The organism is Mesorhizobium sp. B2-4-7, from assembly GCF_006442685.1.
In the GTDB taxonomy this organism is placed as follows: domain Bacteria; phylum Pseudomonadota; class Alphaproteobacteria; order Rhizobiales; family Rhizobiaceae; genus Mesorhizobium.
The window spans coordinates 933,225-947,025 of the sequence record NZ_VFVH01000001.1 but is presented as its reverse complement, the minus strand read 5'-3'; the positions used below and the strand labels follow the sequence as shown (position 1 = coordinate 947,025).

General features: G+C 64.5%; 11 protein-coding genes. 10 read left to right on the top strand and 1 reads right to left on the bottom strand.

What is annotated here, in order from left to right:
* Window positions 1-16 precede the first annotated feature (16 nt).
* From FJ946_RS04700 to FJ946_RS04680, 5 genes are all read left to right on the top strand, one after another.
* Entirely contained in the window at window positions 17-1,249 is a 1,233-nt protein-coding gene (locus tag FJ946_RS04700; protein ID WP_140564386.1) for a PhnD/SsuA/transferrin family substrate-binding protein, read from the top strand.
* A 52-nt stretch (window positions 1,250-1,301) separates the two neighbouring features.
* Window positions 1,302-2,201, top strand: a complete 900-nt coding sequence (locus FJ946_RS04695) for an NAD(P)-dependent oxidoreductase (RefSeq protein WP_140514491.1) — start codon at window positions 1,302-1,304, stop codon at window positions 2,199-2,201.
* Complete coding sequence (locus FJ946_RS04690; RefSeq protein WP_140497576.1) at window positions 2,198-2,479, top strand: UxaA family hydrolase; 282 nt, start codon at window positions 2,198-2,200, stop codon at window positions 2,477-2,479. The genes FJ946_RS04695 and FJ946_RS04690 overlap by 4 nt, the downstream gene beginning before the upstream one ends.
* 127 nt (window positions 2,480-2,606) lie before the next feature.
* Window positions 2,607-3,395 carry a DeoR/GlpR family DNA-binding transcription regulator gene (locus FJ946_RS04685; protein WP_140564385.1) on the top strand — a complete coding sequence of 263 codons (789 nt, stop codon included), beginning with the start codon at window positions 2,607-2,609 and terminating at the stop codon, window positions 3,393-3,395.
* Window positions 3,396-3,478: 83 nt separating this feature from the next.
* Window positions 3,479-5,956, top strand: a complete 2,478-nt coding sequence (locus FJ946_RS04680) for an FAD-dependent oxidoreductase (RefSeq protein WP_140564384.1) — start codon at window positions 3,479-3,481, stop codon at window positions 5,954-5,956.
* Here the strand turns inward: FJ946_RS04680 and FJ946_RS04675 are convergent.
* Complete coding sequence (locus FJ946_RS04675; RefSeq protein ID WP_140497582.1) at window positions 5,953-6,822, bottom strand: LysR substrate-binding domain-containing protein; 870 nt, start codon at window positions 6,820-6,822, stop codon at window positions 5,953-5,955. The genes FJ946_RS04680 and FJ946_RS04675 overlap by 4 nt on opposite strands.
* A gap of 293 nt (window positions 6,823-7,115) precedes the next feature.
* Here FJ946_RS04675 and FJ946_RS04670 point away from each other — a divergent pair, with 293 nt between their 5' ends.
* From FJ946_RS04670 to FJ946_RS04650, 5 genes are all read left to right on the top strand, one after another.
* Window positions 7,116-8,315: a 2-aminoethylphosphonate--pyruvate transaminase gene (locus FJ946_RS04670; RefSeq protein WP_140497584.1), complete on the top strand. Its 1,200-nt coding sequence runs from the start codon at window positions 7,116-7,118 to the stop codon at window positions 8,313-8,315.
* Window positions 8,316-8,340: 25 nt separating this feature from the next.
* Window positions 8,341-9,597: a phosphonoacetate hydrolase gene (phnA, locus tag FJ946_RS04665; protein WP_140562341.1), complete on the top strand. Its 1,257-nt coding sequence runs from the start codon at window positions 8,341-8,343 to the stop codon at window positions 9,595-9,597.
* Window positions 9,598-9,831: 234 nt separating this feature from the next.
* Window positions 9,832-11,289: a phosphonoacetaldehyde dehydrogenase gene (gene phnY, locus FJ946_RS04660; protein WP_140564383.1), complete on the top strand. Its 1,458-nt coding sequence runs from the start codon at window positions 9,832-9,834 to the stop codon at window positions 11,287-11,289.
* A gap of 71 nt (window positions 11,290-11,360) precedes the next feature.
* Window positions 11,361-12,719 (top strand): aspartate aminotransferase family protein, encoded by a 1,359-nt coding sequence (locus tag FJ946_RS04655; RefSeq protein ID WP_140564382.1) that lies wholly within the window; start codon window positions 11,361-11,363, stop codon window positions 12,717-12,719.
* A 2-nt stretch (window positions 12,720-12,721) separates the two neighbouring features.
* Complete coding sequence (locus FJ946_RS04650) at window positions 12,722-13,732, top strand: NAD(P)-dependent oxidoreductase (RefSeq protein WP_140564381.1); 1,011 nt, start codon at window positions 12,722-12,724, stop codon at window positions 13,730-13,732.
* Window positions 13,733-13,801: the final 69 nt, after the last annotated feature.

Below are 13,801 nucleotides of genomic sequence, written 5' to 3'. Positions count from 1 at the left end.
CAGGGAGAGGATTGTCATGAGGAAACTTATGGAAACCGCATTCAACCGACGCGCAGTCCTGAGTGGTGCCGCGGCTGCCGCGCTGGCCATGCCATCGATCGTGCGGGCGCAGGACCGCAAGCCGGCCAAGGTCTCAATCGGCCGCCAGCCCTACGCGGCTGGCAACTCGCCGCTGACGCAACGCATGATCAACGAAAAGCTGCTCGAGAAGGCGGCCGCCGAACTCGGCTACGACCTGACAGTCGACTGGCGCGACTATCCTTCCGCGCTGCCGATGGTGGAGGCTTTCGTCTCCGGCGATCTCGACATCGGCATGTGGGGCAACACGCCGATCGTGCGGCTGCTTTCGCAGGCGCAGCCGATCAACATCCTCACCGTCGGCGAGGGCCACATGCGCATGGTGCTGGCGACCCGCAAGGGCTCCGCTATCAAGAACATCGGCGACCTCAAGGGCAAGACCGTCGGCGCGCTTGTCGGCGGCGACCCCTACAACGCGCTCTCGCAAATGCTGCTGCAGGAACTGGGCGACGCCGACCCGCGCGCCTTCGGCATCAACATCGTCAACACGCCGACCCAGGCCGTTGCCGCGTCCCTCCCGGAGGGCATGGACGCGTCGGTGGTGATCTACCCGGCCTTCCTCAAGGCGAATGCCGAAACCGGCCTCACCGGGATCATGAATTCGTTCGGCTATACCGAGGCCGGCTACAGCGGACCCGCGGGCGAGGGCGAAGGCCACATGCTGCCCGGCGTCAAGAAGTCGAAATTCTACCCCGACGGCTACTATTTGCACCGTTCCTTCTGGATCTGCAGCGACCGCATCGTCGGCGACGATGCCGCGCTCGGCCAGGCCTTCCTGACGGCCGCGCAACGTGCGCTTGCCGATCTCCAGAAGATCGACGCGCGGGAGATCTCGCAGTCGGTTGTCAAATATTGGGGGCTCGATCCTGCGCTGGGCGCCAAGGTCATCGGCGACGAGGTGCTTTTCCAGCGCGGCTGGATCTGGCCGACCGAAGGCGATGCGGCGGCGATCAGCCAGATCTCCCAGTTCATGGTTGCCGGCAAGATGATTCCTGAGGCGCTGAGCTGGGACCAGGTCAAGGCCGCCTTCGGCAAGGCGGCGCCGCTGCTTCAGAAAGCCTATGAGGGCACGGGCAAGGTGCCGGACGAAAGCGGCTTCACCGACAAGAATGCCAAGGATCTGCGTGGCCTGCCGGCATGGCAGCTCGACCAGTGGAAAGTGCCGTCCTGAGGAGTTCGGGCGGCACGCGCATTCAGAGTCATTCAGGGAAGGAAGTTGATCCATGACGTCAGTCGGTTTTGTCGGGCTTGGAACCATGGGCGCACCCATGGCCCGCAACGTGCTCAAGGCGGGACACGCGCTGACGGTCTTCGACCTCAATCCCGTGGCGGTGAAAAAACTCGTCGACGCCGGCGCCCGGGCGGCGGCGTCGCCGCGCGAGGTTGCGCAGCAATCGGAAATCGTCATCACCATGCTGCCGGATGCGCCTGATGTGGAGGCGGCCGTGCTCGGTGCCGACGGCATCGGCCATGGCCTCAGGGCCGGCAGCCTCTATATCGACATGAGCACGATCGACCCGCAGACCACCCAGCGTATCGGCGCATGGCTGGCGCAACGCGGCGTCGACATGATCGACAGCCCTGTTGGCAAGACGGTGGAGCACGCCATCGCCGGAACCTCGACGCTGATGATCGGCGGCGATGCCGCCGTGCTGGAGCGCGCGCGCCCGATACTGTCGAGCATGGGGGCCGACCTCATCCATTGCGGCGGGCTCGGCATGGGGCAGGCAATGAAGCTCACCAACAACCTGCTGGCCAGCGTGCTTATAACGGCCAGCTCCGAGGCGCTGGTCGCCGGCGCCAAGGCGGGCCTGACGCTCGACACCATGATCAGCGTGCTGAAGACGACGATGGCCTGGAACCAGCAATTGGCGGTGGCGATGCACAACCGCGCGCTCAAGGGCGACTTCGAGCCCGGCTTCATGGTCAAGCTCGCCCACAAGGATTGCCGGCTTGCCTTGGCGATGAATGATGCGCTCGGCGTCGAGACGCCGGTCGGGGGCGCCACGCTTGCCGTGCTCAGGGAGGCGATGGACGCCGGCATGGCCGGCAAGGATGTCGGCGCCGTGCTGAAGCTGCGCGAAGACGCGACCGGCGTCCAGGTCCGGCTTGCCGGCGCATGACCAAGCCTGGAGCCATAGTGCTGCACGCTGACGACGACGTGGCTGTCCTCGTGGAACCGGTCGAGGCAGGCGCCGAAGTGACGACGCGAGGCGCCCGCGAGGGGGTTGTCCTCAAGGCCGGCGCCGCGTTGCAAGCCGGTCATAAGCTGGCGTTGCACGACCTGGCCGCCGGCTCCACCATACGCAAATACGGCGAGGCGATCGGCCGCCTGACGGCTGCCGTGGCGGCCGGCGACCACGTCCACGTGCACAATCTGCAAAGCCTGCGCGGACGCTGACGCCGGGTCAGCACCCGAACAGGGCCAGACCTTATCGATCGACTATGGCCACGCCGTCCTCGCGGTTGCCTCCCGGCCGGTTCACTGCCACATATTGCAACATCATTCGTTCGATATGAGGTTCTTCATGTCCCCCGACAGCCGTCTGCCGGCACGTGCCCTTGCTCCTCGCCGCCATGACGAGATCCTGAGGCGCCTGAGCGTCCAGGGCTCCGTCAGCGTCGCCGAACTGGCCGGTTTCTTCGACGTCTCGCGCGAGACCATCCGCCGCGACCTGAAGCTGCTTTCTGACCAGGGACGGCTCGGCATCGTGCACGGCGGCGCCGCTCGCTTCGAGCCGAGCGAGCCGGCAATGGGCCTGCGCAGCCGGGAGAATGCGCCTGGCAAGGCGGCCATCGGCAGGGCGGCGGCCGGCCTCGTTAGCAGCGGTATGGTGGTCTTCCTCGATTCCGGCACCACCACCTTGGCCGTCGCGCAGGCCATGAATGATCTGCGCGATCTCACCATATGCACGGCCAGCCTGAAGATTGCACTGCATCTGTGCCATGTGCCCGGCATGCGTGTGCACATACTGGGCGGTGAAGTCGACCCGGGCGAGGAGGCCGCTTCCGGCATCGATGCGCTGGATGCAATGGCGCGCTTTCGCGTCGACATCGCCTTTCTCGGCGGCGGCGCGCTATCGCCGGATGGCGAAGTGACCGATTTCACCAGGGCCGGCGCCGAGCAGCGCGGCCGCATGATCGCGCTCGCCGGCAAGACCTATTTCGTCCTCGACAGCAGCAAGTTCGGCAAGCTGACGCCGCTGAGGATTCCGAACTTCGACCGCACCGCCGGCGTTATCGTCGACGCCCGGCCGCAACCTGCGCTTGCCGACGCGCTTTTACAAAAAGGGCCGGAACTGATCATCGCATCTTGATGTGATATTTTGTGGCTTTTTGACTTGATATTTGACTTTCCTGTGTTAGCTTGCCGACCATCCCTCAAGATGGCGGAACCCTCATGGCACATGAATTTCCAACGCAGGCACGCGTCGTGATCGTCGGCGGCGGCATCATCGGCTGCTCCGTCGCCTATCACCTGACGAAGCTCGGCTGGGCCGACGTTGTCCTTCTCGAGCAGGGTCAGCTCAGCGGCGGCACCACCTGGCATGCGGCGGGTCTGGTCGGGCAATTGCGCAGCCATTCCAACATGACCAGCCTGATCAGGTACTCCACTCAGCTCTATGGCGAACTGGAGGCCGAGACCGGTCTCGCGACCGGCTGGAAGAATTGCGGCTCGCTGTCGGTGGCGCGCACCGCCGACCGCATGACGGTGCTGAAGCGTACGGCTGCGTCGGCGCGCGCCCAAGGCGTTGAGATCGACGTCATCTCGCCGAGCGAAGCCGGCGATCTGTGGCCGGTCATGGCGACGGACGATCTGGTCGGCGCGGTCTGGCTGCCTGGCGACGGCAAGGCCAATCCGACCGATCTCACGCAATCGCTCGCCAAGGGCGCGCGCAATCGCGGCGCGAGGATATTCGAGCGCGTCAAGGTCACCGGCATCACGGTGAGAAACGGCGTCGCCTGCGGTGTCGAGACCGACCGTGGCGACATCGCCGCCGAGATCGTCGTCAACTGCGCCGGCCAGTGGGCGCGTAAGGTCGGGCTGATGTGCGGTGTTTCGGTGCCGCTGCATTCGGCCGAGCACATGTACATCGTCACGGGCCGGATCGAGGGTGTGCATCCGGACCTGCCCGTCATGCGCGATCCGGACGGCTTCATCTATTTCAAGGAAGAGGTCGGCGGGCTGGTCATGGGCGGCTTCGAACCGCATGCCAAGCCGTGGGGCATGAACGGCATCCCCGAGAATTTCGAGTTCGCGCTGCTGCCGGACGATTGGGATCAGTTCGAGATTCTGATGGAAAACGCGCTGGTGCGCGTGCCGCAACTGGCGCAAGCCGAGGTCAAGAAGTTCTACAACGGTCCCGAAAGCTTTACGCCCGACAACAATTTTCTCCTCGGCGAGGCGCCGGAGCTGAAGAATTTCTATGTTGGCGCCGGCTTTAACTCGATGGGCATCGCCAGCGCCGGCGGTGCCGGCAAGGCGCTGGCCGAGTGGATCGTCAACGGCGCGCCGACCATGGATTTGTGGCCTGTCGATATCAGGCGCTTCGCCGCCTTCAACAACAATCCGCGCTGGCTGCATGATCGCGTCAAGGAGACGCTCGGTTTGCATTACGCCATGCCGTGGCCGAACCGCGAGCTGGACACCGCCCGACCCTTCCGCCGCTCGCCGCTCTACGACCGGCTGGCCGCCAGGGGCGCCTGCTTCGGTTCCAAGATGGGCTGGGAGCGCGCCAACTGGTTCGCGGCCCCGGGAGAGAGGGCCGGGAACGATTATGCCTTCGGCCGCCAGAACTGGCATGAGGCAGTCAAGCGCGAAATGAAGGCGACGCGCGAGGCTGTTGCCGTATTCGACCAGACCTCTTTCGCCAAGCTTCTCGTGCAGGGCCGCGACGCCTGTGCCCTGCTCAACCGCATCTGCGCCGGCAATGTCGATGTACCGGTCGGTACATCCGTTTACACGGGCGTGCTCAACGCGCGCGGCGGGTACGAAAGCGATCTCACCGTAATGCGACTTGGTGCGCAAAAATTCCTCATCGTCACCGGTTCGGCGCAAGCGGTCCACGACGCCGACTGGATCGCCAGGAACATCCCACCGGACGCACATGCCATCGTGACCGACGTCACCTCGTCCTACGCGGTGCTGGCGCTGATGGGGCCGCGCTCGCGCGATCTCTTGGGCAAATTGTCGTCGGCCGATCTTTCCAACGCCGGCTTCCCCTTCGCCACCATCCGCGAGATCGATATCGGCTACGCTACCGCCTACGCCAACCGCATGACCTATGTCGGCGAGCTCGGCTGGGAGCTGATCGTGCCGACGGAATTCGCCGTCGGCGTCTACGAGGCGCTGCACGAGGCTGGCGGCGAATTCGGCCTCCTGGACGCCGGCTACTACGCGCTTGATGGCTTGCGCATCGAAAAGGGTTTTCGCGCCTGGGGCCGTGAGTTGACGCCTGACATTAGCCCCTGGCAGGCGGGGCTTGGCTTCGCCGTCGCCATGGACAAACCGGGTGGCTTCATCGGCCGTGACGCGCTGGTCGAGGCCAAGCCGTCGACGGCGCCAGCAAAACGCATCGTACTGTTCACGCTCGACCATGCCGAGCCGATGCTGTGGGGCGGCGAGCTGATCCTGCGCGACGGCAAGCCCGTCGGCGAGGTCCGCTCGGCCGCCTACGGTCACACGCTTGGCCGCTCGGTGGCGCTCGGGCTGATCGAGAACGAGACGGGCGTCGACGCTGCGTTTCTGGCTAGCGGCCGTTTCGAGATCGATCTTGCCGGCGTTCGCCACGCGGCCACGGCACATTTGCGCACCCCTTACGATCCGAAGTCGGAACGGGTGAAAGCGGATGTGGAGGAGATCAGGGCCGCCGCCTAATCCGCCGACATCGAACGCGCCATGTCGAGGAAGGCGCGCACCAGCTTGCCGCCGCTGCGTTCGCGCAGGCAGATCAGCGCTTCGTCCATCAACGTCTCAGGCGCGTCGAGCGCGATCGCTACCAGCCGCGAATCCTGGCCGAATTCGGCCGCCGAAACAAAGCCGATGCCGGCACCCGAGGCGACGATCTCGCGGACGGCTTCACGGCCTTCGGCCTCGATCACCGGCCTGAGTTCGACCTTCGATGCCGCGGCCAGATCCTCGAGCTTCTGGCGCGTCTTGGAGCCGCGCTCCCGCATGACCAGCGATTCCTGCGCGAGTTGCTTGAGACTCAATGATTTCTTGCCCGACAGCGGATGATCGACCGACGCAAAAGCGATGATCGGCGTCGAATTGAGTTTCAGCACCTCGAAGTCGCGTCCGGTCGGCACCTCGCCCAGCACGCCGATGTCGGCATCATAGCTGTAGAGGCTGCTGATTACCGTCTCGGTGTTGCCGGCGCGCAGCGAAACCTGGACGCCGGGATAGCGCGCGCGAAAACTGCCGAGGATGTGAAGCAGATGATGCGCGGCGTCGGCGACGATGCGCAGCGTGCCGGAGCGCAGGGCGCGCGATTCCGTCAGAAGCTCGAGCGCCTGCTGCTCGGTATCGAACATGCGGTGGGTTATTTCGAGCAGCTTCTGGCCCGAATGGGTCAGCGTGACCTGCTTCTTGTTCCGGTTGAACAGCAGCACGTCATATTCTTCCTCGAGCTTGCGCACCTGGTCCGAAATTGCCGGCTGCGTCAGGAACAGCGCTTCCGCGGCACGTGAAAACCCGCCTGATATCGCCACCTGGTGAAAGGCTCGCAATTGAACGTAGCGCATGTTCTCACCTTTCTAGATCCGAGTTCCGGCCGCCAACCTATCATAAGCCTCGCAGGCAAAAAGGCATGAAGGAACGATTCTTCTTATATCTGGGGAGGATCGCCCACGGTCACGCACGTGTCATGGATACCACGCAGGCTGCGCTCGGCTGGAGGCGCGATTATCCCGCCGGGCAATAATTCGACTGCAAGCCAGATCATCGGGTGAGCTTATACATCAATACAAAATAACGATTTTACAAATACGTCGTTCCAGCCAAGAATGGCCCCACATAAAAAGCAGCGGAGGACACTATGCTCGCCGAGACGAAATTTGCCGCGGAGCCGTTGGCCGGTCCGGCGCTGGGCGAGCCATACCTGCTGACGCCCGGGCCGCTCACCACCTCCTATCCGGTCAAGCAGGCGATGCTGCGCGACTGGGGATCCTGGGACGGCGATTTCCGCGCCATGACGTCAGACATGCGCCGCCGCCTGCTGGCGCTGACCGGCGATGCGAAAGGCGAATTCGACTGTGTGCCGATGCAAGGCAGCGGCTCCTTTTGCGTCGAGGCGATGCTGGGTTCGTTCGTGCCGAAGGACGGCAAGGTTCTGGTCCTGGCCAATGGCGCCTACGGCCTGCGCGCGGCCCAGACCATGCAGTATCTCGGCCGCGCCTATACGCTGATCGACAAGGGCGACTACCTGCCGCCGCGCGGCGACGAGGTGGCCGCCGCCCTCGAGGCCGATCCTGCCATCACGCATGTGATCGCCATCCATTGCGAGACCAGTTCCGGCATCCTCAACCCCGTCGCCGAGATTGCCGAAGCCGTCCATGCCAAGGGCCGCAAGCTGCTGGTCGATTCCATGAGCGCCTTCGGCGCCATCGCGCTCGACGTGAACGAGATCCGCTACGAGGCGATGGTCTCGTCCGCCAACAAGTGCATCGAGGGCGTGCCGGGCTTCGGCTTCATCATCGCCCGCAAGAGCGAATTGGAAGCCGCCAAGGGCCGCAGCCATTCGCTGTCGCTCGACGTCCATGCGCAGTGGGCGCATATGAACAAGACCGGGCAGTGGCGCTACACTCCGCCGACCCATGTCGTCGCCGCCTTCCTTGAAGCGCTTCGCCAGCACGAGGCCGAGGGCGGCGTTGCCGGCCGCGGCGCCCGCTACACCAGGAACCGCGACGTGATGGTGGCCGGCATGCGCGAGCTCGGCTTCGAGACTTTGCTCAGGGATCGCTGGCTGTCGCCGATCATCGTCACCTTCTTCAACCCGGCCCACGCCAACTTCGCCTTCGACCGCTTCTACGAGCTGATGAAGGACAAGGGCTTCATCATCTATCCGGGCAAGCTGACCGTCGTCGATAGCTTCCGTATCGGCTGCATCGGCCAGATGGACGAACATGTCATGCGCCGCGTCGTAGAGGCGGCGGCGCAGTCGCTGAAGGAGATGGACGTCGACACCGCCGCTCCTCCCGCCGCGGCAATCGCCGAGCGCGCCAAACTCGCCGCCTGAAGCGGCAGAATTTTTGAGGATTTCGATGAACCAGATGTCTCCCATCAACGTCGCGGTCAACGGCCGCACCTACGCCTGGCCACGTGTGCCGGCCATCGCCATCTGCCTCGACGGCTGCGAGCCGGCCTATCTCGACGAAGCCATCAAGGCCGGGCTGATGCCGGCGCTGGTCAGGATCAAGCAGAAAGGCACGGTGCGTTTTGCGCATTCTGTCATTCCGAGCTTCACCAACCCCAACAATCTGTCGATAGCCACAGGCCGCCCGCCCTCGGTGCACGGCATTTGCGGCAACTACCTCTACGAGCGCGAAACCGGCAAGGAAGTGATGATGAACGACCCGCGCTTCCTGCGCGCGCCCACCATCTTCCAGGCCTTCTACGATGCCGGCGCCAAGGTCGCGGTGGTCACCGCCAAGGACAAATTGCGTGCGCTGCTCGGCAAGGGCCTCGCCTTCGACGACGGCCGCGCGCTGTGCTTCTCGGCCGAAAAATCCGACACCACCACCAAGGCCGAGCACGGCATCAACAATGCCTCGAAGCATTTTGGACTGCCGGTACCGGAAGTCTATTCGGCCGAACTGTCGGAATTCGTCTTCGCCGCCGGCGTCCAGCTGCTGAAGGAATTCCGCCCCGACATCATGTATCTGACCACCACCGACTATGTGCAGCACAAATACGCGCCCGGCGTGCCCCAGGCCAACGCCTTCTACGAGATGTTCGACAAGTACCTGGCCGAGCTTGATGCGCTGGGCGCGGCAATCGTGGTGACCGCCGACCATGGCATGAAGCCCAAGCACAAGCAGGATGGTTCGCCTGACGTCGTCTATGTCCAGGACCTGCTCGACGAATGGCTGGGCAAGGATGCCGCGCGCGTCATTCTGCCGATCACAGATCCCTATGTCGTGCATCACGGCGCGCTCGGCTCGTTCGCCACCGCCTACCTTCCTGACGGCGCCGATCAGGCCGACATCATGGCGCGGCTGGCGAAGATCGACGGCATCATGCTGGTTGTCGACAGCCCGACCGCCTGCGAGCGTTTCGAACTGCCGGCCGACCGCATCGGCGACATCGTGCTGATCTCGACGCAGAACAAGACGATCGGCACCTCGGAACACCGCCACGACCTGGCAGCCCTCAACGAGCCGCTGCGCTCGCATGGCGGGCTGACCGAGCAGGAGGTGCCGTTCATCGTCAACCGCGTGCTGGCCGATTTGCCTGATGAGCCCGTGCTGAGGAACTTCGACGCGTTCTACTACGCGACGATGGCGGCCGCGCTCGCGTGACGGATGGGTCGGGTGCCGGTGTCGCCTCCAAGATGGCGCTGGTCGACCCCACTCCGCCTCGCTCCGCTCGGCACCTCTCCCCGATCGACGGGGGAGAGGAAAGGCGCCAAGCCTGGGGCGCTGACCTCACCTGATTTCCTCTCCCCCGTCGATCGGGGGAGAGGTGGCCCGAAGGGCCGGAGTGGGGGTCGACCCTCGCCGCGACGTACCCAAGAATCTGCTGGAGCAGAGCACATGACCCAACTCGACCCTGCCATCAAAGTTCGCCACGAGCCGATGCGCATCGCCGGCAAGAAGGTTGATGCCGACGACGTTGTCGAGGTGCGCTATCCCTGGAACGACACCGTTATCGGCACCGTGCCTGCCGGCCGCGCCGAGCATGCCCGCCAGGCCTTCGAGATCGCCGCCGGCTACAGGTCGAAGCTGACGCGCTACGAGCGCCAGCAGATCCTGTTCCGCACGGCGGAAAAACTCGCGTCGCGCCGGGAAGAAATCTCTGATCTCATCACGCTCGAGCTCGGCATCTCCAAGACGGATTCGCTCTATGAGGTCGGCCGCGCCTATGACGTGTTCACATTGTCGGCGCAGATGTGCATCCAGGATGACGGCCAGATCTTCTCCTGCGATCTCACCCCGCACGGCAAAGCGCGCAAGATCTTCACCACGCGCGAGCCGCTGAAGGCGATCTCGGCGATCACCCCGTTCAACCATCCGCTCAACATGGTCTCGCACAAGGTGGCGCCGGCGATCGCCACCAACAATTGCGTGGTGGTCAAACCGACCGAACTGACGCCGATGACGGCGCTGCTTTTGGCCGACATCCTCTACGAAGCCGGCCTGCCGCCGGAAATGCTGTCGGTGGTGACCGGCTGGCCGGCCGACATCGGCAACGAGATGATCACCAACGACAACATCGACCTGATCACCTTCACCGGCGGCGTGCCGGTCGGCAAGATGATCGCCCGCACAGCCGGCTACAAGCGCCAGGTGCTGGAGCTCGGCGGCAACGATCCGCTGATCATCCTCAACGATCTCTCGGACGACGATCTGGCCAGGGCCGCCGATCTCGCCGTCGCTGGCGCCACGAAGAACTCCGGCCAGCGCTGCACGGCGGTCAAGCGCATCCTCGTCCAGGAAAGCATCGCCGACCGCTTCGTGCCGCTGGTGCTGGAGCGGGCCCGAAAGATCCGCTTCGGCGACCCGATGGACCGCACGACCGATCTCGGCACCGTCGTGCACGAGAAGGCGGCGGCACTCTTCGAAGCTCGTGTCCACATGGCCGCCGGGCAGGGCGCCGAAATCCTCTACAATCCGGGCCGGCAAGGCGCGCTGCTGCCGCCGATCGTCGTCGATCGCGTGCCGCACACATCCGAACTGGTGATGGAAGAGACGTTTGGGCCGATCATCCCGATCGTGCGCGCACCGGACGATGACGAGGCGCTGATCAGGCTGTCCAACTCGACCGCCTTCGGCTTGTCCTCGGGCGTCTGCACCAACTCGTTCCCCCGCATACAGAAATACATTGCCGGCCTTCAGGTCGGCACCGTCAACATCTGGGAAGTGCCGGGCTACCGCATCGAGATGTCGCCCTTCGGCGGGATCAAGGACAGTGGCAATGGCTACAAGGAAGGCGTCATCGAGGCGATGAAGAGCTACACCAATGTGAAGACGTTTTCGCTGCCCTGGTCCTGACCGGACCACTCGGCTGACAGAACAACAGAGGGAGCGTTCCACGCTCCCTCATTCGCGTTTCGGAGAGGGTTATGGTCGCGATCAAAGAGCTTGTCCATACCGAGGGTGATTCCAACACCACGGCGGCCCGCAGCCGCTGGGATTCCGGCCAGGATGATCCGCGCATCCGCGGGCTGCTTGACCGCGACGCTTCGGCCTTCATGCACCAGAGCCTGTCCAGCCCCTGTCTTTCGACGATTGCCAAGGCCGAAGGCATCTGGATCGAGGACACCGCCGGCCGCCGTTTCATGGATTTCCACGGCAACAGCGTGCACCATCTCGGCTATGGCCATCCGAAGCTGGTCGCCGCGATCAAGAAACAGCTCGACGATCTCTGTTTTGCGCCGCGCCGCTTCACCTGCGAACCCGCTGTCGAACTGGCCGAGAAATTGGCCGAGCTGGCGCCCGGCGATCTCGGCAAGGTGCTGTTCACGACAGGCGGTTCCGACGCCATCGAGGTGGCGCTGAAGATCGCGCGCGCCGCGACCGGTCGCTTCAAGACGGTTTCGTTCTGGGATGCCTTTCATGGCGCCGGCTTCGGTGCCGCAAGCGTCGGCGGCGAAGCGACCTTCCGTTCCCATATCGCCGGCCCGATGATGACCGGCACCGAACATGTCGCGCCTTGGGACGGCTACCGCTGTCCTTACGGCCACGGCACCCTGGAAGCCTCCGGGCTCGCCTGCGCCAACATGATCGCTTATGTGCTCGGTCGCGAACAGGATGTGGCCGCGGTCGTCGCCGAGCCGATGCGGGCCACGCCCAACCCGCCCCCGCCCGGTTTCTGGAATCGGGTGCGCGAGGCCTGCGACCGGCACGGCACGCTGCTGATCTTCGACGAGATACCGACCGGCCTTGGCAAGACCGGAAAATTCTTCGCCCATGAGCATGACGGCGTGACGCCGGACATCGTCGTTCTCGGCAAGTCGCTCGGCGGCGGCATCCTGCCGATCGCCGCTGTCATCGCCCGCCGCGATCTCGACGTCACCGGCGGTTTTGCCATCGGTCACTACACCCACGAGAAGAACCCGGTGACGACGCGCGCGGCGCTGACGACGATCGATATCATCCTGGAGGAAGGACTGGTCGAGCGTGCGGCCGAGCTTGGCCGGCATATGCTGGGACGCATGCAGGATCTGATGGGGCGCTCGCCCCATGTCGGCGATGTCAGGGGCAGGGGGCTGATGGTCGGCGTCGAACTTGTCGAGGACCGTACCTCGCGCCAGCCCGCGCGCGATCTTGCCGAACGCGTCTTCTATGCCTGCCTCGAACGGGGGCTGAGCTTCAAGGTCAGCCACGGCAACGTGCTGACGCTGTCACCGCCGCTGGTGATTTCGAAAGCCGATCTCGACCGTGCGCTCGACATCGTCGAACGCGCTGTGCTGACAGCCTGACCGTGAAGGCCGTCCGCACCGACCGCGAGCTCGAATGTCCAGGCATCGATGCCGGCTTGCGGGCAAGGGGTGTCGAGCTGGTGACGCTGCCGGACGGCATTTCCGAGGCGGAGCTCAAAGCCGCGGTCGCCGACGCCGATCTGCTCTTGATGTGCTACACGCCAGTCACTGCGGAGGTGATCGACGCGGCGCCTAGGTTGAAGGGCATCATCAAATATGGCGTCGGTATCGACGCCATCGATATCCCCGCTGCCATGAGGCGCGGTATCCCCGTCGTCAACGTGCCCGAATATGCCGAGGAAACCGTCGCCGAAGGTGCTTTCGCCATGATGGTCGCGCTGGCCAAGCGGCTGCCCGCCATCACCGCGGCGGTATCGCGCGATGGCTGGATCTGGCCCGAGCCGCGCTGGCTGGGACGCGACATTTCAGGCGCCACGCTTGGGATCGTTGGTTGTGGCAAAATCGGCCGCAGCATGGCGCGCATGGCCGGCCACGGATTTCATGCGCGGCTTCTTGGCTTCGATCCTGGTGTCGACGCCGAAACGATGCGCGCCGCCGGCATCGAAAAAGCCGACGACCTCCAGGCAATGCTTCGCGCCTGCGACTTCGTCTCAATCCATTGCGTGCTGAACGACAGCACGCGCGGCCTGATCGGCAAGGCTGAACTCGCCTGTCTCAAACCTTCCGCCATCATCGTCAACGTCTCGCGCGGCGCGCTCATCGACGAGGCGGCCCTTGTCGAGGCGATCGTTTCCGGGCGCATCGGCGGCGCCGGGCTCGACGTCTATTCGGTCGAGCCGCTGGCCAAATCGGGCCATCCGATGGGCGCGCTTTTCGGCCGCGAGGACGTCATACTGTTCCCGCACCTCACCTTCTTTACGCATGAGGCGATGCGCCGGCTCGAGGACGACACGCTCGCGCGCTGCTTTGAGATTCTCGACGGCCGGCCGGTGACCGTGCGCTCGTCCGACCCGCGGTTGCGGGCGCAGACTTCTGGCGTTTCATTCGTCTGATCATCACCTGCTCGAACGCTTCGACGGCCTGCCCTGAGCAGGCCGAAATATGTCACGACATGACTGCGA

Excerpts from the sequence above, each read along its gene's own strand:
- phnY (WP_140564383.1), top strand. The coding sequence starts at position 9,832 with ATGACCCAACTCGACCCTGCCATCAAAGTTCGCCACGAGCCGATGCGC.
- FJ946_RS04685 (WP_140564385.1), top strand. The coding sequence starts at position 2,607 with ATGTCCCCCGACAGCCGTCTGCCGGCACGTGCCCTTGCTCCTCGCCGC.
- FJ946_RS04680 (WP_140564384.1), top strand. The coding sequence starts at position 3,479 with ATGGCACATGAATTTCCAACGCAGGCACGCGTCGTGATCGTCGGCGGC.
- FJ946_RS04700 (WP_140564386.1), top strand. The coding sequence starts at position 17 with ATGAGGAAACTTATGGAAACCGCATTCAACCGACGCGCAGTCCTGAGT.
- FJ946_RS04690 (WP_140497576.1), top strand. The coding sequence starts at position 2,198 with ATGACCAAGCCTGGAGCCATAGTGCTGCACGCTGACGACGACGTGGCT.
- FJ946_RS04675 (WP_140497582.1), bottom strand. The coding sequence starts at position 6,822 with ATGCGCTACGTTCAATTGCGAGCCTTTCACCAGGTGGCGATATCAGGC.
- phnA (WP_140562341.1), top strand. The coding sequence starts at position 8,341 with ATGAACCAGATGTCTCCCATCAACGTCGCGGTCAACGGCCGCACCTAC.
- FJ946_RS04655 (WP_140564382.1), top strand. The coding sequence starts at position 11,361 with ATGGTCGCGATCAAAGAGCTTGTCCATACCGAGGGTGATTCCAACACC.
- FJ946_RS04695 (WP_140514491.1), top strand. The coding sequence starts at position 1,302 with ATGACGTCAGTCGGTTTTGTCGGGCTTGGAACCATGGGCGCACCCATG.
- FJ946_RS04670 (WP_140497584.1), top strand. The coding sequence starts at position 7,116 with ATGCTCGCCGAGACGAAATTTGCCGCGGAGCCGTTGGCCGGTCCGGCG.